The 21126-nt window shown below is 74.4% G+C and carries 19 protein-coding genes and 1 pseudogene; 9 read left to right on the top strand and 11 right to left on the bottom strand.

Going from position 1 to position 21126, the window contains the following annotated elements; translation table 11 throughout:
- A pseudogene (locus IE98_RS48125) lies at window positions 1-98 on the bottom strand (LLM class flavin-dependent oxidoreductase); the annotation flags it as partial.
- 341 nt (window positions 99-439) lie between these two features.
- Between IE98_RS48125 and IE98_RS0120950 the strand changes: the two are divergent.
- From IE98_RS0120950 to IE98_RS0120970, 5 genes are all read left to right on the top strand, one after another.
- A complete protein-coding gene (locus IE98_RS0120950; RefSeq protein ID WP_030271072.1) occupies window positions 440-1651 on the top strand; it encodes a DUF7544 domain-containing protein in 1212 nt (403 codons plus the stop codon).
- Between the two features lie 260 nt (window positions 1652-1911).
- Window positions 1912-2886 carry an ABC transporter ATP-binding protein gene (locus IE98_RS0120955; RefSeq protein WP_030271074.1) on the top strand — a complete coding sequence of 325 codons (975 nt, stop codon included), beginning with the start codon at window positions 1912-1914 and terminating at the stop codon, window positions 2884-2886.
- Window positions 2870-3775, top strand: coding sequence for an ABC transporter permease (locus tag IE98_RS0120960; protein ID WP_030271076.1), 906 nt, complete (start codon window positions 2870-2872; stop codon window positions 3773-3775). Before IE98_RS0120955 ends, IE98_RS0120960 begins: the two co-directional genes overlap by 17 nt.
- Window positions 3776-3784: 9 nt before the next feature.
- Window positions 3785-4702 (top strand): ABC transporter ATP-binding protein, encoded by a 918-nt coding sequence (locus tag IE98_RS0120965; RefSeq protein WP_030271079.1) that lies wholly within the window; start codon window positions 3785-3787, stop codon window positions 4700-4702.
- A gap of 93 nt (window positions 4703-4795) precedes the next feature.
- The gene (locus IE98_RS0120970) at window positions 4796-5512 is read left to right on the top strand and encodes an ABC transporter permease (RefSeq protein WP_030271081.1); all 717 of its coding nucleotides are present in this window, start codon (window positions 4796-4798) and stop codon (window positions 5510-5512) included.
- A 24-nt stretch (window positions 5513-5536) separates the two neighbouring features.
- Here IE98_RS0120970 and IE98_RS0120975 read toward each other — a convergent pair whose 3' ends face one another.
- Both IE98_RS0120975 and IE98_RS0120980 read right to left on the bottom strand, forming a co-directional pair.
- Window positions 5537-6784: an MFS transporter gene (locus IE98_RS0120975; protein WP_030271083.1), complete on the bottom strand. Its 1248-nt coding sequence runs from the start codon at window positions 6782-6784 to the stop codon at window positions 5537-5539.
- Window positions 6785-6855: 71 nt separating this feature from the next.
- On the bottom strand, window positions 6856-7587 hold the full coding sequence (locus IE98_RS0120980; RefSeq protein ID WP_030271085.1) for a FadR/GntR family transcriptional regulator: 732 nt from the start codon (window positions 7585-7587) through the stop codon (window positions 6856-6858).
- A 269-nt stretch (window positions 7588-7856) separates the two neighbouring features.
- Here IE98_RS0120980 and IE98_RS0120985 point away from each other — a divergent pair, with 269 nt between their 5' ends.
- Window positions 7857-9608 carry an LCP family protein gene (locus tag IE98_RS0120985; protein ID WP_030271087.1) on the top strand — a complete coding sequence of 584 codons (1752 nt, stop codon included), beginning with the start codon at window positions 7857-7859 and terminating at the stop codon, window positions 9606-9608.
- A gap of 78 nt (window positions 9609-9686) precedes the next feature.
- Here the strand turns inward: IE98_RS0120985 and IE98_RS0120990 are convergent, their stop codons facing one another.
- The 8 genes from IE98_RS0120990 to IE98_RS0121025 form a co-directional block, all read right to left on the bottom strand.
- Complete coding sequence (locus IE98_RS0120990) at window positions 9687-10511, bottom strand: HAD family hydrolase (protein WP_030271089.1); 825 nt, start codon at window positions 10509-10511, stop codon at window positions 9687-9689.
- Entirely contained in the window at window positions 10508-11785 is a 1278-nt protein-coding gene (gene serS, locus IE98_RS0120995; RefSeq protein ID WP_078661179.1) for a serine--tRNA ligase, read from the bottom strand. The genes IE98_RS0120990 and serS overlap by 4 nt, the downstream gene beginning before the upstream one ends.
- 672 nt (window positions 11786-12457) lie before the next feature.
- Window positions 12458-13393, bottom strand: coding sequence for a prephenate dehydratase (gene pheA, locus IE98_RS0121000; protein ID WP_030271093.1), 936 nt, complete (start codon window positions 13391-13393; stop codon window positions 12458-12460).
- Between the two features lie 146 nt (window positions 13394-13539).
- Complete coding sequence (locus IE98_RS0121005) at window positions 13540-15624, bottom strand: FixH family protein (protein WP_030271095.1); 2085 nt, start codon at window positions 15622-15624, stop codon at window positions 13540-13542.
- A gap of 5 nt (window positions 15625-15629) precedes the next feature.
- Window positions 15630-16106, bottom strand: a complete 477-nt coding sequence (locus IE98_RS0121010) for a copper chaperone PCu(A)C (protein ID WP_030271097.1) — start codon at window positions 16104-16106, stop codon at window positions 15630-15632.
- On the bottom strand, window positions 16103-16786 hold the full coding sequence (locus IE98_RS0121015) for an SCO family protein (RefSeq protein WP_030271098.1): 684 nt from the start codon (window positions 16784-16786) through the stop codon (window positions 16103-16105). Before IE98_RS0121015 ends, IE98_RS0121010 begins: the two co-directional genes overlap by 4 nt.
- Before the next feature lie 78 nt (window positions 16787-16864).
- Complete coding sequence (locus IE98_RS0121020; RefSeq protein WP_030271099.1) at window positions 16865-17593, bottom strand: YcnI family protein; 729 nt, start codon at window positions 17591-17593, stop codon at window positions 16865-16867.
- A gap of 141 nt (window positions 17594-17734) precedes the next feature.
- On the bottom strand, window positions 17735-18535 hold the full coding sequence (locus IE98_RS0121025) for a hypothetical protein (protein ID WP_052390761.1): 801 nt from the start codon (window positions 18533-18535) through the stop codon (window positions 17735-17737).
- 227 nt (window positions 18536-18762) lie between these two features.
- On the opposite strand from IE98_RS0121025, the gene IE98_RS0121030 reads away from it, so the two are divergent.
- The 3 genes from IE98_RS0121030 to IE98_RS0121040 all read left to right on the top strand — a co-directional run bounded on the left by IE98_RS0121030 (window position 18763) and on the right by IE98_RS0121040 (window position 21102).
- Window positions 18763-19413: an ATP-binding protein gene (locus IE98_RS0121030; protein ID WP_030271101.1), complete on the top strand. Its 651-nt coding sequence runs from the start codon at window positions 18763-18765 to the stop codon at window positions 19411-19413.
- A 78-nt stretch (window positions 19414-19491) separates the two neighbouring features.
- Window positions 19492-19722 carry a hypothetical protein gene (locus tag IE98_RS0121035; protein WP_030271102.1) on the top strand — a complete coding sequence of 77 codons (231 nt, stop codon included), beginning with the start codon at window positions 19492-19494 and terminating at the stop codon, window positions 19720-19722.
- A gap of 45 nt (window positions 19723-19767) precedes the next feature.
- Complete coding sequence (locus IE98_RS0121040; RefSeq protein ID WP_030271103.1) at window positions 19768-21102, top strand: amidase; 1335 nt, start codon at window positions 19768-19770, stop codon at window positions 21100-21102.
- The last annotated feature ends 24 nt before the right edge of the window (window positions 21103-21126 follow it).

The raw sequence follows: 21126 nt of genomic DNA on the forward strand, positions 1-21126 counted from the left end.
GTGTAGGCGGCGTGGAAGCCGAGGTCCTCGGCCCGCCGCCAGATCTTCTGCCCCTCGCTCCACCGGTGGATGGGGAGGATCACGGTACTCAAGCGCATGTCCCGACCCTACGTCGCCACCGTCCCGTCCGAGCGCGACGCTGAAGACGCCCCCGGCCGGGCCGATCGTCGCGTTCCTCGACCTTCGGGGACGCCGTACCGGGCGTGAGCCGGATTCCCCCGCTCTCGGTGACCTGCCGACGTCGTGGGGCAGGTGGTCCTCCGCGGTGTCGAGGGACGACTCGTCGTCAGGCGCGGTGCCCCTCCACAGGTGTGGCGAACGGCGGCGCCGCCCGCTCTCGGTGCTTCGTCCCCGACCCCCCGGCGGTGGGCGGCGGGGGCGCCTTCTACGCTTCGGTCTCGCGCCGCGGCTGCGGCGGGTCGAGGGGAGAGGACCGGCGATGAGCAGCAACGGGGACTGGCGCGGGCCGCAGTACGGACCGGGCGCACCCGGCGGGGTGCCCTGGGGGTACGTCGTGGAGGCGCCGAAGCCCGGGGTGGTGCCGCTCCGGCCGCTGGGCGTCGGCGAGATCATCTCGGGCGTCTTCGCGACCGTGCAGCGCTACCCGGCCGCCCTGCTCGTGCCGGTGATGTGGACGGCCCTGGCCGCCGTCGCGGCGTTCGGCGCGTTCGCCGCCGTCGCCGCCGTCGCACTGGACGGGCCGTGGCAGGCCCTCCACAACGACGATCTGCCCTCCACGGCGGACGCGGTCGCCGTGGCGGCGACCGTCGCCGGCGCCTTCCTGCTCCTCCTGGTGGTCCTGGCGGCGCTCTCCGCCGTCGCCTCGGCGACCGCCACGGTGGTGGTGCGGTACGCCGTGATCGGCCGCAGGATCTCCACCCGGCAGGTCTGGGCCGAGGCACGGCCGGTGCTGTGGCGGGTGCTGGCGACGCAGCTGCTCACCGGCCTGATCTGCGCGGGCATCCTGGTGGCCTCCTTCGTGCTCCCGGTGCTCGCCGGGCTGCTGTTCGGCTCCGAGGCGGGACTCGTCCTGGGCGCGCTGTTCTTCCTGCCGGGCTGGGTGGGTGCGGTCTACGTGCAGGTGCGCCTGGTCCTGGAGGTGCCCGTCCTGGTGCTGGAGGACGCCCGGCCGGTCGCCGCGATCCGCCGCGCCTGGCGGCTGAACGAGGGCAACTGGTGGCGCAGCCTGGGCATCCCGTACATCGTCGGACTGGTCGGTTCCTTCGCCGCCCAGATCGTCGCGGTGCCGTGCATGGTGGTCGGCATGTTCGTGCTGTTCGCCTCGACGGGGAGCACGGCGGCGGGAGACCCGTACGCGCAGGCGTCCCCGCCGAGCGTGGCCGCACTGGTGACCTTCGCCTTCTGCACGGTGATCGGCGTCGTGCTCGCCACCGCGCTCACCGTCCCGCTGACGCCGCTCACCAACGGCCTGCTGTACATCGACCGCCGGATCCGGCGGGAGAGCCTGGACGTCGCGCTCGCCGAGGCCGCCGGGCTGGGCGGCGCGCCGGCCGCGTACGTCCCGGGCCAGCCCGGCGCCCCCGCCGCCGAGCCGACGCCCGCTCAGCCCACCGCGGACGGGCCCGCCGCTGACGGGCCGTCGGCCGCCGCTCCCGGGACGGCGGCGGAGCCGGGATCCGCAGAGGACTGACACCGGAGGAACCGCCGCTCGTTGCGCCCGCCGCTCAGGCGGCACCGGGGACGGCCGGAGCCCACCGCCAGGTGGCCCTGCCGCAGTCGCAGCCGCTGCGGTGATTCCGGGCCGATGCCGGGCCGACGGACCGGCCCCGGCAGGTCACGGGCGGCGGCGACCCCTAGGGGACGTCGCCGCCCCGTCATACCGGAGGATCACGCCGGGCTCGTCATCCCAGCTCATTCCCGTGGCGGCCCCGCACCACTACGTTGAGGGACGTGTCCACAGTCATCGCAACGGACGGCCTCACCAAGAGGTTCCCCCGGGTCACCGCCCTCGACCAGCTGACCGTAGAGGTGCAGCCCGGGGTGGTCGGCCTGGTGGGCGCCAACGGTGCGGGCAAGTCCACCCTGATCAAGATCCTGCTCGGGCTCTCCCCGGCCACCTCCGGGACCGGCCGGGTGCTCGGCCTCGACATCGCCACCGAGGGCGCCGCGATCCGCGAGCGGGTCGGCTACATGCCCGAGCACGACTGCCTGCCGCCGGACGTCTCCGCGACTGAGTTCGTGGTGCACATGGCCCGGATGACCGGCCTGCCCGCCGCGGCCGCCCGCGAGCGCACCGCCGACATCCTGCGCCACGTCGGCCTGTACGAGGAGCGCTACCGCCCGATGGGCGGCTACTCCACGGGCATGAAGCAGCGGGTCAAGCTCGCCCAGGCGCTCGTCCACGACCCGCAGCTGGTGCTGCTCGACGAGCCGACCAACGGCCTCGACCCGGTCGGCCGCGACGAGATGCTGGGCCTGATCCGCCGCGTGCACACCGACTTCGGCATCTCGGTGCTGGTCACCACGCACCTGCTCGGCGAGCTGGAGCGCACCTGCGACCACCTCGTGGTGATCGACGGCGGCAAGCTGCTGCGCTCGTCCTCCACCGCCTCCTTCACCGAGGCCACCCGGGTCCTCGCGGTCGAGGTCACCGACCACCCGCAGGACGCCCTCGCCGACCCGGACGCGGCCGTCCGCGAGCGCCTCGCCGCGGCCGGGCTCTCCGTCGCCATGGACGGCGCCCGCATCCTGCTCGTCGAGATCGAGGACGACAGCACGTACGACACCGTCCGCGACACCGTCGCCGACCTCGGCCTCGGTCTGGTCCGCCTGGAGCAGCGCCGCCACCGGGTCGCCGAGATCTTCACCCAGCCCGCCGACCGCGCCGAGCGGACAGGAGGTCCCGCAGATGCATCCGTCTCCTGACGCCCGCACCGCCGCCGACGGCGGAGTGATCCACAACATCGGCTACCGCCGTTACGAGGGCCCCAGGCTGGGCCGCGGCTACGCCACCCGCTCGCTGTACGAGCAGAGCCTGCGCGCCGCCTTCGGTCTCGGCCGCTCCGGCCGCTCCAAGGTGCTGCCGATGCTGGTGCTGGCGGTGCCGCTGCTCTTCGCCCTGATCCTGTCCGCCGTCCAGATCTTCATGAAGATGGAGAAGCCCGTCCTGGACTACGCCGAGTTCCTCGGCCTGACCGGCGTGCTGACCTGGATCTTCCTCGCCGCCCAGGCGCCGGTGCTGCTCTCCCGCGACCTGCGCCACCACACCGTGCCGCTGTACTTCTCCCGTCCGATCACCCGTGCCGACTACGTGCGGGCCAAGTTCGCGGCGTTGTCCAGCGCGATGCTGATCGTCATGGCCGGCCCGCTGCTGGTGCTGTACCTCGGCGCGCTGCTCGGCCGGATGGACTTCGGCCACCACACCGTCCACCTGCTCTACGGACTGGCCACCGCCCTGTTCTACGCGCTGCTGTACTCCGCGATCGGCATGCTGATCGCGGCGAGCACCCCGCGCCGCGGCTTCGGCGTGGCGTCGATCATGGGCGTGATGGCGGTCAGCAGCGTCATCGCCCGGTTCGTCTACGTGCTCGCCGGCGGCGAGTGGGCCGACGTCCCGGAGAAGGCCAACTGGGCCGCGATGCTCTCGCCGAGCTGGCTCGTCGAGGGCTTCACCAACCGGCTCTTCGGCCTGGTCACCGACTCGCGCGTGGTGCACGCCCCCGGTGCCGGGGCCGCCGTGCTCTTCGGCGTCGAGATCCTGCTGATCGCCGGCGCCTGCTACTGGTTCACCGACCGCCGCTACCGGAAGATCTGAGAGCTCGCCATGGCCGTCATCACCATCGACCGGGTCTCCCGCTGGTTCGGCAACGTCGTCGCCGTGAACGACGTCTCCATGCAGATCGGGCCGGGCGTCACCGGCCTGCTCGGCCCCAACGGCGCCGGCAAGTCCACCCTGATCCACATGATGAGCGGCTTCCTGCCGCCGTCCGCCGGCGAGGTCTCCCTCGACGGCACGCCGATCTGGCGCAACCAGGAGGCGTACCGGGCGATCGGCCTCGTCCCCGAGCGGGAGTCGATGTACGACTACCTGACGGGCTGGGAGTTCGTCCTCGCCAACGCCGAGCTGCACGGTCTCGCCGACCCGGGTGCCGCCGCCCGGCGCGCCCTCGGCCTGGTCGAGATGGAGTACGCCCAGGACCGGAAGACCGGCACCTACTCCAAGGGCATGAAGCAGCGGGTCAAGATGGCCTCCGCGCTCGTCCACGACCCCGCCGTGCTGCTGCTCGACGAGCCCTTCAACGGCATGGACCCCCGCCAGCGCCTCCAGCTGATGGAGCTGCTGCGGGGCTTCGGCGCCGAGGGCCGCACCGTGCTCTTCTCCTCGCACATCCTGGAGGAGGTCGAGCAGCTCGCCCGGCACATCGAGGTCGTGGTCGCGGGCCGGCACGCCGCCTCCGGCGACTTCCGCAGGATCCGGCGGCTGATGACCAACCGCCCGCACCGCTACCTCGTCCGCTCCAGCGACGACCGCCGGCTGGCCGCCGCCCTGATCGCGGACGGCTCCACCACCGGCATCGAGTTCGACGGCCAGGAGCGCGCCCTGCGCATCCAGGCGGTCGACTTCCAGGGCTTCACCACCCTGCTCCCCCGGGTCGCCAAGGACGCCGGCATCCGGCTGTACACGGTGTCCCCGGCCGACGAGTCGCTGGAGAGCGTCTTCTCCTACCTCGTCGCCTCCTGAGCGGGCCCGGAGCCCCGCCCGGCCCGCCGGGCCCCCATCCGAAGCCACGTCCGAAACCCACGCCCGAAACCTCGCCCGAAGGAAGGCCGAACCGTGAACGTGACCGTCGCCAGGCTGACCGTGCGCGGCCTGCTGGGGCGCCGCCGCGGCATCCTGCTGCTGGTCGTGCCCGCCCTGCTGCTGCTCGTCGCCGTCATCGCCCGGCTGACCGCCGACGCCCCGGAGGACCTCGCCGCCACCGTGCTCGGCCGGCTCGGGATGGGCACCCTGCTGCCGATCCTGGCGCTGGTGGTCGGCACCGGCGTCATCGCCACCGAGATCGAGGACGGCTCGATCGTCTACCTGCTGGCCAAGCCGCTGCCCCGGCACTGGATCGTCACCACCAAGCTCGCCGTGGCCGTCGCCACGACCTGGGTGCTCGCCGCCGTGCCCACCCTGATCGCCGGCCTGCTGCTCTGCGGCACCCGGGACGGTCTGGCCGTCGCCTACACCGCCGGCACGCTGGTCGCCGGCGCCGTCTACAGCGCGCTCTTCCTGCTGCTCGGCGTCGCCACCCGGCACGCGGTGGTGGCCGGTCTCGGCTACGCGCTGGTCTGGGAGAGCGTGGTCGGCAACTTCGTGCCCGGCGCCCGGACCCTCAGCGTCCAGCAGTGGGGCCTGTCGGTGGCCAAGTCGATCGCCGTCCAGGGTTCGGTCACCGCGGACGTCGCGCTCGGCGTGGCCGTACCGCTGCTCGTCGTCGTGGCCGTGGCCTCCACGCTGCTGGCGGCCGTCCGGCTCGGCGGTCTCACCCTCGCCGGCGAGGAGTGACCCACCGGGGCGAGGGGACGGGCCTCACCGGACGGTGACGTCCCGTCCCGCCCCCCAGCCCGCCGCGGCGGCCCCGCCCGCCAGCACCAGCAGCAGGGCCAGCGGCACCGTCCAGCCCCCGGTCGCCTGGTGCAGCGCCCCGGCGCCGACCGGCCCGGCCGCCGCCACCAGGTAGCCGACCGCCTGGGCCATCCCGCTCAGCCGGGCGGCGCCCGCCGCACTGTCGGTGCGCAGCACGATGAAGGCCAGCGCCAGGCCCAGCGAACCGCCCTGCGCGACGCCGAGGACGGCGGCCGCCGCCCAGGCGCCGGAGACCGGGGCGAGCAGCAGCACCGCGATGCCGACGCCGTTGAGGGCGGCCATCGCGACGGCCAGCGCCCGCTGGCGGGTCATCCGGCCGGCGATCAGCGGCACCAGGAAGGCCCCGGCCACCTGCACCAGGTTGGAGAAGGCGAAGACCAGGCCGGCCTCCCCGCGGTCCATCCCGTGGTCGGCCAGCACGGTCGGCATCCACGCGACCAGGCTGTAGACCAGCAGCGACGAGATGCCCATGAAGGCACTGATCCGCCAGGCCGTCGCCGAGCGCCACGGGCCGCGGCCCACGGCGGCGGGAGCGGTCCGCGGGGCGGCCGCGGCGGTGCCGGGCGACTGCGTCCGGCGGGCGAGCAGCAGCTGCGGCAGCCAGGCCAGCGCCGCCACCAGGGCCAGCAGCGACCAGGCGCCGAGCGAGGCCCGCCAGCCGCCGCCGAGCACCTGCTCCAGCGGGACGGACACACCGGCCGCCAGGGTGGCGCCGACCAGCATGGTGGTGGAGTAGACGCCGGTCATCGCGGCGGCCCGGTGCGGGAACTCCCGCTTGACCAGCGACGGCATCGACACGTTCAGCACGGCGATCGCCACGCCGATCACCACGCACCCGGCGTACAGCGCGGCCGACGAGGGCAGCACCCGCAGCAGCACCCCGCCGCCCAGCACCAGCACGGCGCCGAGCACGACCCGCTCGGCGCCGAAGCGCCGGGTCAGCCGGGGGGTGAGCGGGGCGCCGACGCCCTGGAAGAGCACCGGCACGGTGGTGATCAGGCCGCTCGCGGTGGCCGAGAGGCCCAGCGAGCGCTGGATCTCCCCGACCATCGGCGAGATCGCCGCCAGGCAGGCCCGCATGTTCAGGGCGACGAGCAGGATGCCGGCGAGCATCAGCGCGGGGTGCGCGAGAGCGGTGCGGGTACGGACCACCGGGGTGGCGAGGGGCTGCGGGGTGCGGGTGACCGCCATCGTGGGCAGAGCTCTTTCGGATTCGGTGCGTCAGGGGTCGGGAGTGCGGGGGCGGGCGCTCGGCCCCGTCGTCACTTCCTGGCCGCGATGGCGGCGATCAGCTGCTCGACGGCGGCCGTGGGCCCCGCCAGCAGCGCGCGACAGGCCGCCTCGGCGCGGTCGGGGTCGCCGCTCTCCACCGCGTCGACCAGCGCCCGGTGGGTCTCCAGCGAGACCTCCGGCATCTCGTGGTCGCCGAAGGCCGTCCGCATCGCCTCGCGCACCGAGGCGCCGAAGTAGCGGTACAGCTCGGCCAGCGCCGGGTTGTGGGCCGCCTCGACCACGGCGGTGTGGAACTCCAGGTCGTGCTCGACGGTGGCCTCGCGGCCGGCCCGCTCGGAATGGGTGGCCATCACCTCGGCCTCCCGGTCCAGCGCCGCGCGCATCCGGGCGACGTCCTCGGGGGTGTGCCGGACGGCGGCCAGCCGGGCGGCCTCGGCCTCCAGGGCGGCCCGCACCTCCAGCACGTCCCGGACGCCGGAGCGCTGCACGCCGCGCAGCACCGCACCCGGGTCGGTGGTGGAGCGGACGAAGGTGCCCTCGCCCTGCCGGGAGACCAGCATCCCGGCGTGCACCAGCACCCGGACGGCCTCCCGCACGGTGTTCCGTCCGACCTGCAGCCGCTCGGCCAGCTCGTGCTCGGTGGGGATGCGCTCCCCGACCTGCCACGCGCCCGCGCCGAGCTGCGCACGCAGCTGCTCGATGGTCTCGTCGACCAGGGAGCGGCGCCCTGCGGCGTGCAGTCCGTCGGTGCGGCCGGGCATGGCGGGGCTCCCTTCGCGGCTCGGAGGTCGGCTTGCCCAGTCATCCTACAACTGGACTGGAGGAACAACCGACCTAGAATCGGCTACTCCCGAGTTCGTCGCATCTCCTTCGAGAGTCGGCCACGGTACTTGTCCGATTGTGCAATCGGCGGCCCGGACCGTGACTCTTCAATGATGCCTTTATATGCTCCGCAGAAGCTCACGCGGCAGTACTCCACCAGGGTGCGTTGCTGCGGCACGTGTTGGCTGCGCCGGTGGAAGGTGTACGAATGTCAGGCCAGAGGGCGGGGGCGTCGGACCACGACGCCGGCTGGTGGCACGACGATGCCCCGTACCAGGACGGCTACCGCCACGACGCTCCGCACCGTGACGACGCGTTCACCGCGCCCCCGCGCCGTCCCGCCGCGCCCCGGCCGCGCCGCAGCGAGGAGCAGGACCCGCGGGTACCCCGCCAGGGCGGCCGTGCCGAGGCCCGGCGGGCCCAGCAGGGCGGCCGCGGTGGCGGCGGGGACGACGGCTCCGGCAGCGGCCGGGCGGACGCCCGCAGGTCCCGCAAGAGACCGAAGGGCCGCAAGAAGGTCGTCGTCTGGGTCGCGGTCGCGACGCTCGGCCTCGCCACCGCCGCGGGCGGTGCGCTCTACCTGAAGTTCAGCGGCAACATCAAGGCGTTCGACGGCGACGGCCTCAGCAAGAACCGGCCCGACGCCGCGACCCCGGACGCCAACGGCCACACCCCGATCAACGTCCTGCTGATCGGCTCCGACTCGCGCAGCGGCGACAACAAGGACCTCGGCGGCGGCGAGGACGGCGGAGCCCGCTCGGACACGACGATCCTGCTGCACGTCTACGCCGACCACAAGCACGCCGTCGGCGTCTCCTTCCCCCGCGACGCCCTGGTCGACATCCCGCCGTGCAAACTGCCGGACGGCCAGTGGACGAAGAAGAAGACCGACGTCATGTTCAACAGCGCCTTCTCGACCGGCAACACCGAGGAAGGCAACCCGGCCTGCACCCAGAACACGGTCGAGGCGCTCACGAACATACGCGTCGACCACACCATGGTGGTGAACTTCGAGGGGTTCTCCGCGATGACCTCCGCGGTCGGCGGAGTCAACGTCTGCCTCCCGAACGCCATCTACGAGGGCGACCTCAACCCCAACCTGGGCAGGAAGGGCAAGCAGCTCTACCCCAAGGGCGAGCAGAAGGTCGAGGGCAAGGCCGCGCTCGACTACGTCCGGCTGCGGCACGGCATCGGCGACGGCTCCGACGTCGGCCGGATGAAGCGCCAGCAGGCCTTCATGGCCTCGCTGATCAAGAGCGTCAAGAGCAAGGGCATGGACCCGACCACGCTGCTGCCGCTCGCCGACGCCGCCACCAAGTCGATGATCGTCGACCCGGGCCTGAACTCCCCGGCCAAGCTGATCTCCTTCGCCATGCAGATGAAGGACATCGACCTCCACAACATCAAGTTCCTGACCACGCCGTGGAAGTTCTCCGGCGCCCGGATCGACCTCGTCCACCCCGACGTCGACACCCTGTGGCAGGCCCTCAAGGCCGACCGCACCCTGGACGGCCAGGACGCCAGCGCCGACACGGGCGCCTCGGCCTCCGCGGCGCCCGCCCCCACCCCGACCCCGGTCGCCGTGGACGGCGCCGGCATCAAGGTCGGCGTCTACAACGGCACCCTGACCAGCGGGCTCACCACCAGGGCGGCCACCACCCTCAGCGGCTCCGGCTTCACCATCACGTCGCGGGGCAACGCCGCCGCGCAGAACCACGAGAAGACGCTCGTCCAGTACGGCCCCGGCCAGAAGGAGAGCGCCGAGCAGGTGGCCAAGCTCTTCCCCGGTGCCACCCTGCAGTCCTCCACCAAGGCCGGCATCAGCCTGGTGCTCGGTGCGGACTACGCCGGCGGGTCCGGCGGCGCGGCGAGCGCGGTGCCCAGCACCCTGCCGTCCAGCGTCGCCAAGGAGGCCCGGTCCGCGGACGACGACCCCTGCTCCAACGTCAGCTACGGCTGACCGGGCCGCGCCGGGCCGGCACCACCGGCCCGGCGGCCCCGCCGTCGCGGACGACGCGACGGAGGGCGGGCGGCCGGCTCAGGCCAGGCCGAAGACCCGCTCCAGCACCACGGCCACGCCGTCCTCGTCGTTGCCGGCGGTCACCTCGTCGGCCACCGCCCGCAGCTCCTCGTGCGCACCCGCCATCGCCACCCCGTACGAGGCCCAGGCGAACATCGGGACGTCGTTCGGCATGTCGCCGAAGGCGATGGTCTCGGTGCGCTTCACCCCGAGCCGCATCGCGGCCACCGCGAGCCCGGTCGCCTTGGACAGCCCCGGCGGCAGCAGCTCGACCACGCCCGGACCGGCCATCACCACACCCACCAGCCCCCCGGCCGCCTGCACCGCGGCCGCCGCGAGGGCGTCGTCGGAGAGCACCGGGTGCTGGACGTACAGCTTGGCCACCGGCTCCGCGAGCAGCTCCTCACGGGCGGCGTGCACCACCGGCAGCTCGGTGCCGATCCGCAGCCGGAACCCCGGACCGGCCAGCACCCGGCCGTCCGGGCCGTCCTGGTTGGCGGCCACCGCCAGCGGACCGGTCAGCTGCTCGATCGCGGCCAGCGCCCGGGCGGCCACCTGCCGGTCCAGGGTGAGCGAGGTGAGCAGCCGGTGCGCCCCGGCGTCGTACACCTGGGCGCCCTGGCCGCAGACCGCTATGCCCGTGTAGCCGATCTCGTCGAAGACCGGGCGGGCCCAGGCCGCCGAGCGGCCGGTCACGATGATGTGCCGGGCCCCGGCGTCGACCGCGCCCGCGAGGGCGTCCAGCGTCCGCGCGCTCACCTTCTCGGCGGAGGTGAGCAGGGTCCCGTCGAGGTCGGTGGCGACCAGCCGGTACGGCAGGCCGCCACCGGGGGCGGTGCTCACTTGGCGACGGGCTCGATCACCGAGCGGCCGCCGAGGAAGGGCCGCAGCGCCTCGGGCACGACCACCGAGCCGTCGGCCTGCTGGTGGTTCTCCAGGATCGCCACGATGGTGCGCGGGACGGCGACCAGGGTGCCGTTCAGCGTGGCCAGCGGGCGGACCTTGCCGTCCTCGCGCATCCGGATGGAGAGCCGGCGCGACTGGTACTCGGTCGTGTTGGAGGTCGAGGTGACCTCGCGGTACTTGCCCTGGGTCGGGATCCACGCCTCGATGTCGAACTTGCGCGCCGCCGAGGACCCGAGGTCGCCGGAGGCGACGTCGATCACCCGGTAGGGCAGCTCCAGCGCGTTGAGGAAGTCCTTCTCCCACTGGAGCAGGCGGCGGTGCTCCGCCTCGGCCTCCTCCGGCGAGGTGAAGACGAACATCTCCACCTTCTCGAACTGGTGGACCCGGATGATGCCGCGGGTGTCCTTGCCGTAGGTGCCGGCCTCGCGGCGGAAGCAGGACGAGAAGCCCGCGTAGCGCAGCGGCAGCTGGCCGCCGTCGAGGATCTCGTCCATGTGGTAGGCGGCGAGCGGGACCTCGCTGGTGCCGACCAGGTACCGCTCCTCCTCGGGGAGGTAGTACACGTTCTCGGCGGCCTGGCCGAGGAAGCCGGTGCCGTCCATGGCCGCCGGACGCACCAGCGCCGGGGTGATCATCGCGGTGAAGCCGGCCGCGGTGGCCTGCGCCATCGCCATGTTGACCAGGGCGAGCTCCAGCAGCGCGCCGACACCGGTCAGGTAGTACGAACGGGCGCCGGCGACCTTGGCGCCGCGCTCGGTGTCGATCGCGCCCAGGATCTGGCCGAGCTCGACGTGGTCGCGGGGCTCGAAGCCCTCGGCGGCGAAGTCGCGCGGGGTGCCGACCTCCTCCAGCGTGACGAAGTCCTCCTCGCCGCCGACCGGGGCGGCCGGGTCGATGAGGTTCGCCAGCGAGCGGAGCAGGCGGTCCGCCTCCTCCTTGGCCTCGTTCTGTTCGGCGTCGGCGGCCTTCACCTCGGCGGCGAGCTCCTTGGTGCGCTGGAGCAGCGCGACCTTCTCCTCGCCCTGGGCCTTGGGGACGAGCTTGCCGAGCGACTTCTGCTCGTTGCGGAGTTCGTCGAAGCGACTGCCCGAGGACCGGCGCCGCTCGTCGGCGGAGAGGAGGGCGTCGACGATGTCGACGTCCTCACCACGGACGCGCTGCGAGGCGCGCACTCGGTCGGGGTCCTCACGGAGCAGGCGAAGGTCAATCACGGGCCAAGCCTACCGGTGGGCGGGCCTCGGACCGGAACCGGATTCCCCGGGGTTTCGCGGCGAACTCCGCGCCCGACCCGGGCCGGGCGCGCCCCGGACTCGCCGGGACGGGCGCCCGGGGAGGGCTCCGGGCGGAGTCCGTGATTCACTGTTTTCGGAACCGACCGGTAACTCCGGCCGTTTTGTCCTTTCCCGTCCGGGAATCTGCGGTCCTGTTCGCCGCTGTTCCGTCCGGGGGCGCGACCGGGGCCGTGGAGAGCCCCGGACGCCCTGGGGATAACCCCCGCGATCCTGTGGATAACTCCTGTGGGAAACGCTTGCGGGCGGCACTTGTCCACAGGCTCCGTTCCGGCCCTGTGGACGAACCGAAAGCCAAGGCGCGCGACCCGATTCACGGCGGAATTGAGGTTTGAAACCTCGATGGGCCTTCTCGGGTGAGGGATTTCGCTCGCTCGGACGGGTGATTTGCCGACAGAAGGGTGACTCTGGTCCGATGAGTCGCCTCTGCAGCTAAATGTGATGATCTGACCAGTCCCAGCAGTGGCTATACCGGTTTGTCGACTCGACGTGCAGCCTGTGGATAACCCGGAGTCCGTGCAGCCTGTGGACGAAGCGCCCCGCCTGTGGATGAACGGCCGCCCGGCGGCCGCCCACGCACCGTGACCGAACCGGTCAGATCTCCCCGCGGCCGTCCAGGCAGCGCGACAGCCAGTCCGCAGCCTCCGAGAAGTCCGCGTCGGAGGTGCCGGGCCGCACCGGGCGCTGGCCTCCCCGGTCCGCCCGCGGGTACGAGCCGAGGAACCGCACCTGCGGGCAGATCCGCTTGAGGCCCATCAGCGCCTCGGAGACCCGCCGCTCGCTCAGGTGCCCCTCGCAGTCGATCAGGAAGCAGTAGTTGCCCATGCCCTCGCCGGTGGGCCGGGACTCGATGCGCATCAGGTTGATGCCGCGCACCGCGAACTCCTGCAGCAGCTCCAGCAGCGCACCCGGGTGGTCGTCCGGCAGCCAGACCACCATCGAGGTCTTGTCCAGCCCGGTCGGCGAGGAGACCCGCCCCGGCCGGCCCACCAGCAGGAAGCGGGTGGTCGCGTTCGCGGCGTCGTGGATGTCGCTGACCAGCGGCTCCAGCCCGTACAGCGCGGCAGCGAACTCGCCGGCGAAGGCGCCGTCGAACCGGCCCTCCTGGACGAGCCGGGCGCCGTCCGCGTTGGACGCGGCCGCCTCCCACTGGGTGTCCGGCAGGTTCGTCGCCAGCCAGCGCCGCACCTGCGGCTGGGCCACCGGGTGGCTGGTGACCGTCTTGATGTCGGCCAGCGAGGTGCCCGGACGCACCAGCAGCGCGAAGGTGATCGGCAGCAGCACCTCGCGGTAGATCATCAGCGGCGCACCGGAGGCCAGCTCGTCGCTGGTCGCCGTGACGGCGCCCTCGACCGAGTTCTCCACCGGCACGAACGCCCCGGCGGCCTCGCCCGCCCGCACGGCGTCCAGCGCCGCCGGTACGGAGGCGAGCGGCACCAGCTCGCGGGTCGCCGCCTCCGGCAGCGTGCGCAGGGCGGCCTCGGTGAAGGTGCCTTCCGGCCCGAGATAGGTGTAGCGGGTCGCCGACATGCCGCCTCCGTACGCAAGGGTGGTGCTGAGCAGGACTCGGCCTGCCACGATAGTCACTCCCGGCGCCCGCCCGGACACCGTTCCGCCCAGTGGTCGCCCGCTCCGGCCGGCCGCGCGCGGCGCCGCCGGCCGGGGCCGGGCCGTGGTCAGCCGACCTTCAGCTGCTCGGTGGCCGTGCTCTGGTCGATGTCCGAGGAACGCACGGTCACCGACACCACCCAGTTGCCCGCGAGAGGCAGCTGCGCGGTGCCCGACCAGCGCCCGGTGCCCTGGGCGGCCAGGGTGACCGGCAGCGGGCCGAGGTCCCGGTCCGGCAGGGTGAAGGCCAGCTGCACCTCCGGCACCGAGACCGGCTTGCCGGACTTGTCGTCCAGCTTCAGTGTCACCTCGTTCGGGCCGGTCGCGACCGGGTTGACCGTCACCGTGGCGGTGCCCTTGGCGTTCGGGGTGCTGCCGCCGGTGTCGTACGGCAGCTTCAGCTCCACCGTCCGGCCCGGCACCGTGCTCGCGGCGGCCGTGGGCGACTGCGAGGTCGCGGCGACCGCCCCGGCCACCCGGCCGGGCGGCGAGTTGGTCAGCATGGTGGTCACCACCAGGACGGCGACCGCGACCCCCGACTCCAGCAGCACCGTCCGCCGCAGCCCGGCACGGGCCGGGACGCCGTCCCGGGTGCGCCGCTCGGAGGCCAGGTCGCGGGCGGCCTGCTGGCGGGCCAGCTGGGCACGGCGCGCCGGGTCGTCCCCGCCCTCGGCGCCCTCCGAACCCTCGGCCGCCCCGGCGGCCGCTCCGGCCGCCCGCCTGCTGCCGACGGCGGCCTCGGCGCCCGCCTGCTCCTCCGCCTCCTCGTCCGCGGCCGTCGCGGCCTCCGCCGTGCCTTCCGAGGCCGTGCCGTCCGCCTCACCCGCCGTGCGCAGCCGGGCCACCCAGGCGCGGGAGATCCAGGCCAGGCCGACCATGACCGCCACCAGCCCGGTCTTGATCAGCAGCAGCCGTCCGTACTCGGTGTCGACCAGCGCACCCCAGCTGCCCAGACCGCGCCAGGACTGGTAGACGCCGGTCACGACCAGCACCGTCACGGCGGCCAGTGCCACCTTGGAGAACCGGTCGACCGCCGCGGCCGGCACGCCGTGCCGCAGCCCGACCAGCAGGGTGGCCAGGCCGCCGAGCCAGAACGCCATCGCCAGCAGGTGCAGGGCGGCGGTGGGCAGCGCCAGCGGCACCTGGATGCCGACCGAGGAGTGGTCGGCGCCCACCCAGGTCGCGCTCAGGGCGACGGCGAGCACCGCGCCGCCCACGCCGAGACCGAGCCGGGCGTCCCGCAGCGGGCGTTCGGCGGCGCGCTGCTCCAGCGCCCGCAGCTCCGCCTCCTCGCCGTCCTCGGCTCCCCCGGCCGCGGCGGCCACCGGCTCCGACGGCTCCCCGGCGTCGGGCGACTCCTGCGCCGTCCGCTCCTGGCCGAGCTGGCCGACCAGCAGCGAGAGGAAGACGCCGCCCGCGGCGAGCAGCAGCAGCCGGGCGGCGAGCGCGGTGCCGATCCGCTCGTCCAGGGTGGCCCGCACCAGCGACAGGTCGAAGGCCTGCGAGATCCCGGTGCCGCGCTCGTACGGGCCGCGCAGCAGCAGCACCGCGACGGTGGAGACCAGCAGCGCGATCCAGCCGGTCATCAGCAGCCGCTGCACTTGGTGCACGGCCACCCCGCGCGGCCAGCAGAGCAGCACGAAGGCGGCCGCGCCGACCAGCAGCGCGAAGGCCGCGTAGGCGACCGTCCGGGCGGTGCCGTAGGCGGCCGCGACCACGGCGTCCCGTTCGGCGCCCTGCACCGCGGAGGCCGAGACCGTGGTGTCCGAGGGCGCGCCGATGGAGAAGGTGAACGCGCCGCCCACCGGGTGGGAGTCCTCGGAGACGGCCCGCCAGGCGACGGTGTACGTGCCGTTGCCGAGGCCCTGGCGCAGGGTGACCCGGGCGCTGGCCTCCTTGCCGTCGGCGTGGGCCGCGTCGCCGTTGTCCACCTGCTTGCCGGCCGGGTCGAGCACCCGGACGGAGTCGGCGGTCAGCGAGACGCCCTCGCTGAAGGTCAGCGTGACGGCGGCGGGCGCGGTGGCGGTGACCGCCCCCTGCGCCGGGTCGGTGGAGACCAGTGTGGCGTGCGCGGCGGCGGTGCCGGCGCCCCCGAACAGCACGGCTACGGCCGCCGCCAGCACGGCCAGCAGCGCGGCGACTCTCCTCGGCATCAGTGTCAGCTCCCGGGCCGGTAGGTGAGCGGCTTCACCGGCACGGTGACGCTGATGGTGCCGCTCTTGGCGAAGGTGAGGTCCAGTTCCAGTTCGTCCCCGACGGCGGGCGGCTTCTGCCATCCCATGATCATCAGGTGGTGGCCGCCGCGGGCCAGCTGCAGCGAGCCGTGGGCCGGCACCTGGAGGCTGTCGACCGCGGTCATCGTCGACTCGCCGGAGGTGTGCATGGTGACGGAGCCGGCGTCCGGGCTGGTCACCGCGACGAGCCGGTCGGCCGTCCCGCCGTCGTTGCGGACGGTGAGGTAGCCGGCGCCCATCCCGCCCGGCAGCGCCGGCAGCGGGACGTAGCTGCCGATGACGCTCAGGTCGGCCCGTCCGTCGTCGGATCCCGTACCGCACGCCACGAGTATCGTCCCGGTGGCCAGCACGGCCGACAGTCCCGCGCCGATCAGCGCCGAACGCCGGAACGCGCGGCTCACGCCGGCACCCCCTTCGCCAGCAGCGCCAGGTCGTGGGTGTAGGTCTCGACGGTGCTGCTGCCCATCCACAGCACGTGCGCCTTGTCGTCGGAGGGCAGGAAGGCCAGCACCTGGGCGCCGTGCGCCGAGGTCACCGAGCCGTCCGCGTTCACCACCGGGTCCTGCACGGCCACGCCCACCGTCCGGGCGGCGGTCTTCACCCGGGCGAGGTCGCCGGTGAGGCCGATGAAGCCCTTGCCCATCGAGTCCAGCCAGGTGCGCAGCACCTTCGGGGTGTCCCGCTCCGGGTCGGTGGAGACGAAGACGACGTCGATCTTCTTCTGCTCCTCGGCGGACAGCTTGGACATCGCCACGCCGATGTCGCCCATGGTGGTCGGGCAGACGTCGGGGCAGCTGGTGTAGCCGAAGAACAGCACGACGGGCCGGCCGGCGGTCTGCTTGCGGAGGTCGAAGGGCTGCCCGGAGGTGTCGGTCAGGACGAGGTCGGGCTTGTCGAAGTGCTTGCTCAGCACGCTGCCCTGGTACGCGGAGTTGCTGCTCTGCCTGCTGACCGTGGCGGCGCCGGTGCCGCCGCCCCCGGAGGTCCCGGAGGAGGAGCAGGCGGTGAGCGCGAGGGCGCCGGTCAGGGCCAGTGCGGCCGGGCCGAGCAGCCGGGCCTTCGGACGGGGGGTGTGGGCCATGGCGTTGGGACTTCCGATCGTGCGGGGCGGGGATCGGCCCGGCGGGCCGCACCGGGGTGCGGCCCGCCGGGCACCGGGTCAGGAGGCTGAGCCGCTCTTGCGGCGCAGGCCGGCCACGCCGAGCGCGGCACCGATCACGCCGACCACGATGCCGACCACGCCGAGGGTACGGGCGGTGGAGTCGTCGGCCTCGGCGGCGGCCCGGTCGCCGGAGGCGTCCTGGGAGGCGTGGTGGTCCGCGGCGGGCGCGGCGGAGGCGTCGGCGGCCTTGGTGAGGGTCAGCACCGGGGCGGGCTTGGCGGGCTCGGGCTGGCCCTCCTTGGCCTCCTCGATCCAGCGGACGACCTCGCCGTTGTCGTACGTCTGCAGCGCCTTGAAGGTCAGCTTGTCGGTGTCGGTCGGCATGGCACCGAGCGAGACCCGGAACTCCTGGAACTGACCGGGGGCGATCTTCGTGCCGGCGTCGGCGGTCCAGGTGATCTTGGAGACCGCCTCGGTGATGTCCTTGCCGTGCGAGTTCAGCGGCTTGTCGAGCTTGGACTTCTCCAGGACGGCCGTCCACCCCGGCAGCGGCTGGATCCGCACCGAGGCCAGCGGGTGGTCCATCGGCAGGCTGACCTCCAGCTTCACGGTGGAGGCGGTGTCACTCTCGTCCGGCACCCGGAACGCCACGGCGGTGTAGCCGCCCTGCGGGACACTGCCCGGCTGGACGGTGACGTGGGCGGCGGCCGGTCCGGCCAGCACGACGACGGCGGCACCGGCGACGGCGGCGGCGAGGGCGGTCCGGCGGGCAGGAGTGGTACGCATGATGGGCTCTCCCTGGGGAGCGGGGCGCACGGCGGCGACGGGGCCGCACGGATGCGCCGGGCTGGTGGTGGGGGCTGTGAGGGCCGAGCCGCGTCGGTGCGGTCCGGCCGGCAGCGCGCCACGAGCCCGTCCCGGGCCCGGTCAGCGCGCGAACGCCACCACGGGCGGCCCGCGCCGCACCAGGCTGTGCACCAGGGCGAGCGCCCCGGGCAGCGGCACGTCCTCGGCCCGGCGCCGGGGCACGGCCGGCGCGGCCGCGGGTACCCCGAGCAGGACGGCGGCGAGCATCGCCACCGCACGGCGCAGCGGTGCGGACCACTCCCGGGCCGCCGCCGCGGTGAGCTTCACCAGGCGCCAGAGCGCGGCCTCGCCGCGCCGCAGCCACCAGCCGGCCACGACCGCCGCCGCCAGGTGGCCCAGCAGCATCGCCGGGCTCGTCCCGAACAGGCCGGAGGCGGCGTGCCCGGTGCCCGCCGCGGCGTACGCGTGCGGGTCCAGGCCGGCGTCGCTGATCAGCTGCTCCGGGGTCGTCCCCGCGGGCAGCTGCGTGGTCCCGTTGCCGGGCATGTCGTCGCAGAGCAGCCGGCCGGCCGCCTCCGGCATCGACATGCCCGCCATGTGGTGGGCACGGGCCGGGGTCAGCGTGTGGAAGAACAGGTGCAGGCCCAACTGGCCCGCGCCGAGCGCCACGGTGATCGCCCCGAGCGAGCGCTCGCGCCCGCCGAGCGCCGCCGCCAGCAGCACCACCGCGGCGAAGCCGGCCGCCAGCGCGGGCAGGGCGACGTCCCCGCCGCCCACCGCCGCGTGCCCGGCGGCCGCCACCAGCGTGCACACCAGCGCGAACGGCACGGCACGCGCCACCCGCAGGTCCCAGGCCGCGGCCTGCACCCCGTCGGCGGGGGCGGCGGCGCCTGCGAACGGGGCGGCGGGGTGGGCAGTCATGGCCGGGCCATCATCTCACCGCTCACACCCCTCCCACGGGCAGGGTGGGAAATGCGCCGAATGACCCTTTCGGCCCGGCGTGCAGGCCGGAGCGTGCGCCGCGCGGCACACTGTTCCGCACCAGTCCATCCGCCGAACGGGCGGTCGCGGCGCGCGCCGACGGTTCGCCGCCGAAACCCCCGGAGATACCTAGTCGTATGTGGAGCCGCAGCCAGGAGGGACCTCCCGTGGACATCTGGTGGACTCTGCACCTCAAGCGCGACCCGGCCAGCGTGCCGCTCGCCCGCCGCATCCTGCTCGGCGCCATGGACACCGCCGGCGTCGACCCGCAGGTCGCCCACGACCTCGGGATCGCCCTCACCGAGGCCTGCGCGAACGCGGTCGAGCACGCCGCGACCGGGCGGCCCGACGACGGGTTCCAGGTCACCGCCGCGATCGCGGGCGACCGGCTGCGGATCGAGGTCGTCGACTCCGGGCCCGGCCTGCCGCCGATCGCGCCGGCCGTCCCGGGCGTGCTGCCCGCCGAGGGCCACCGCGGCCCGGTCGGCCCGGCCCGACCGGCCCCGCGCCGCTGCCGCACCCGCCGCGGCCGGGCCACCCTCGGCCCCCCGGCACCCGGCGGCCGCCACCCGCGCCGCACCGACCGGCCCGGTCCGTACGACACCCACGTACTGCCGGCCGGCCGCCCCGTCCAGGTCCGCACCCCCGACCCGGACGTCCTGCCCGACCTCGGCGCCGAGTCCGGCCGCGGCCTCTTCCTGATCCACGCCCTCACCGACCACGTCCAGCTCCGCAACCACCCCCTCCGCGGCGCGATCGTCAGCTTCGACAAGGTCCTCAAGTGGCAGGACGACGCGCTGCTGCGCGCCGCCTCCTGACCGCCCGGGCGGAGCGCCCCGCCGGGTGCGCCCGGCCGCCGGATTGCCACCCGACCGGCCCCGGCGCAGCATGGCGGCATGAGGTATCAGATGCACGCCGAGTACGGCCCGTCCGGCCCGTCCGACGGGGTGAAGACCTGGCACATCACCCACGACGGCACCTCCGTCGCCCTCTGCGGGCGGGAGTTGAGCCCCACGGCGACGGTGCAGGACCCGGAGCTGTGGTCCCGCTCGCCGGACCACAACTGCCACACCTGCGGGGCGCTGTTCCTGCGCGAGACGCCGTACATGCCGGCCGAGCACGAGTGACCCGACCGCCTGTCCCGGGCCCGGCGGGCCCGTAGCGTGGGCGCCATGGAGCCGATCACGCCCCTCGTCCCCGCGGCCGCCCGTCTGCGGGCCGGCGAGCCGCCGCTCGCCGAGCACGTCGAGCGGCTGTGCACCCGCATCGACCGGATCGACCCGGCGCTGCGCGCCTTCGTCCCGGAGCTCGGCCGGCACGACCGGCTGGCGGCGGCCGCGAAGGAGCTGGAGGCGCGGTACCCGGATCCGGCCGGGCGTCCGCCGCTGTACGGCGTGGCGGTCGGCGTGAAGGACGTGGTGCACGTCGACGGCCTGCCCACGCACGCGGGTTCGGCGCTGCCGCCGGGCGTGCTGGCCGGGCCCCAGGGCCCGTTGGTGGGACGGCTGCGCGCGGCCGGGGCGCTGATCGCGGGCAAGACGGTGACGGCGGAGTTCGCCGTCCTCGCGCCCGGGCCGACCCGCAACCCGCACGACCCGGGCCGCACCCCGGGCGGGTCGAGCAGCGGTTCGGCGGCGGCGGTCGCGGCGGGCCTGGTGCCGCTGGCGATCGGCACCCAGACCGTCGGGTCGATGATCCGGCCGGCGGCGTACTGCGGCGTGGTGGGCTTCCGGCCGACGTACGGCCGGATCCCGCTGGACGGGGTCATCCCGCACGCCCCGACGCTGGACGCCCTCGGGTGCTACGCGGTGGACCTGGAGGGCGTGCGGCTGGCCGCCGCGCTGATCTGCGACACCTGGGCCGACGAGGACACCCGGGTCGACGGAGACACCCGGGCCGCCGCGGTCGGCCGGCCCGACGCGGCGTCCGAGCGCGGGCCCGTGCTCGGCGTCCCCGTCGGCGGGTACCTCGACGAGGTGCACCCCGAGGCGCTGGCCGTCTTCGAACGCACGGTGCAGGGACTCGGCCTGACCGTCCGCCGGGTCGACGTGCTCGGCGACTTCGACACCGTCAAGCACCACCTGCGGACGATCATCCGGTACGAGCTGGCGCAGGTGCACCACGACCTTTTCACCCGCTTCGGCAGTCTGTACCGGCCGGAGACGGTGGCCGCGATCCGGCACGGCCGGGAGGTCGACCGCGCCGACCACCGGGCGGCGCTGGCGGCGCGGGCGGACTTCCGGCGCCGGGTGGCCGAGGTGACGGCCGAGCAGGGCGTGGACGTGTGGGTGACCCCCGCCGCCACCGGCCCGGCGCCGGTCGGCCTGGACTCCACCGGCAGCGCGGTGATGTCGCTGCCGTGGAGTTACGCGGGGCTGCCCGCCGTCTCGCTGCCGGCCGGTGCGCTCGACGGGCTGCCGCTCGGCCTGCAGTGCGTGGGTGCGGAGGGCGGCGACGAGCGGCTGCTGGCCGCCGCGGCCGTGATCGGGGCGCGCCTCGCGGCGTAGGCTGGCCGCCGACAGCGAGGACGG

Source organism: Streptomyces sp. NRRL B-24484, assembly GCF_000717715.1.
Classification (GTDB): domain Bacteria; phylum Actinomycetota; class Actinomycetes; order Streptomycetales; family Streptomycetaceae; genus Kitasatospora.

Excerpts from the sequence above, each read along its gene's own strand:
- IE98_RS0120950 (WP_030271072.1), top strand. The coding sequence starts at position 440 with ATGAGCAGCAACGGGGACTGGCGCGGGCCGCAGTACGGACCGGGCGCA.
- IE98_RS0120960 (WP_030271076.1), top strand. The coding sequence starts at position 2,870 with ATGCATCCGTCTCCTGACGCCCGCACCGCCGCCGACGGCGGAGTGATC.
- IE98_RS0120965 (WP_030271079.1), top strand. The coding sequence starts at position 3,785 with ATGGCCGTCATCACCATCGACCGGGTCTCCCGCTGGTTCGGCAACGTC.
- IE98_RS0120975 (WP_030271083.1), bottom strand. The coding sequence starts at position 6,784 with ATGGCGGTCACCCGCACCCCGCAGCCCCTCGCCACCCCGGTGGTCCGT.
- IE98_RS0120980 (WP_030271085.1), bottom strand. The coding sequence starts at position 7,587 with ATGCCCGGCCGCACCGACGGACTGCACGCCGCAGGGCGCCGCTCCCTG.
- IE98_RS0120985 (WP_030271087.1), top strand. The coding sequence starts at position 7,857 with ATGTCAGGCCAGAGGGCGGGGGCGTCGGACCACGACGCCGGCTGGTGG.
- pheA (WP_030271093.1), bottom strand. The coding sequence starts at position 13,393 with ATGTCGGCGACCCGCTACACCTATCTCGGGCCGGAAGGCACCTTCACC.
- IE98_RS0121005 (WP_030271095.1), bottom strand. The coding sequence starts at position 15,624 with ATGCCGAGGAGAGTCGCCGCGCTGCTGGCCGTGCTGGCGGCGGCCGTA.
- IE98_RS0121015 (WP_030271098.1), bottom strand. The coding sequence starts at position 16,786 with ATGGCCCACACCCCCCGTCCGAAGGCCCGGCTGCTCGGCCCGGCCGCA.
- IE98_RS0121020 (WP_030271099.1), bottom strand. The coding sequence starts at position 17,593 with ATGCGTACCACTCCTGCCCGCCGGACCGCCCTCGCCGCCGCCGTCGCC.
- IE98_RS0121025 (WP_052390761.1), bottom strand. The coding sequence starts at position 18,535 with ATGACTGCCCACCCCGCCGCCCCGTTCGCAGGCGCCGCCGCCCCCGCC.
- IE98_RS0121035 (WP_030271102.1), top strand. The coding sequence starts at position 19,492 with ATGAGGTATCAGATGCACGCCGAGTACGGCCCGTCCGGCCCGTCCGAC.
- IE98_RS0121040 (WP_030271103.1), top strand. The coding sequence starts at position 19,768 with ATGGAGCCGATCACGCCCCTCGTCCCCGCGGCCGCCCGTCTGCGGGCC.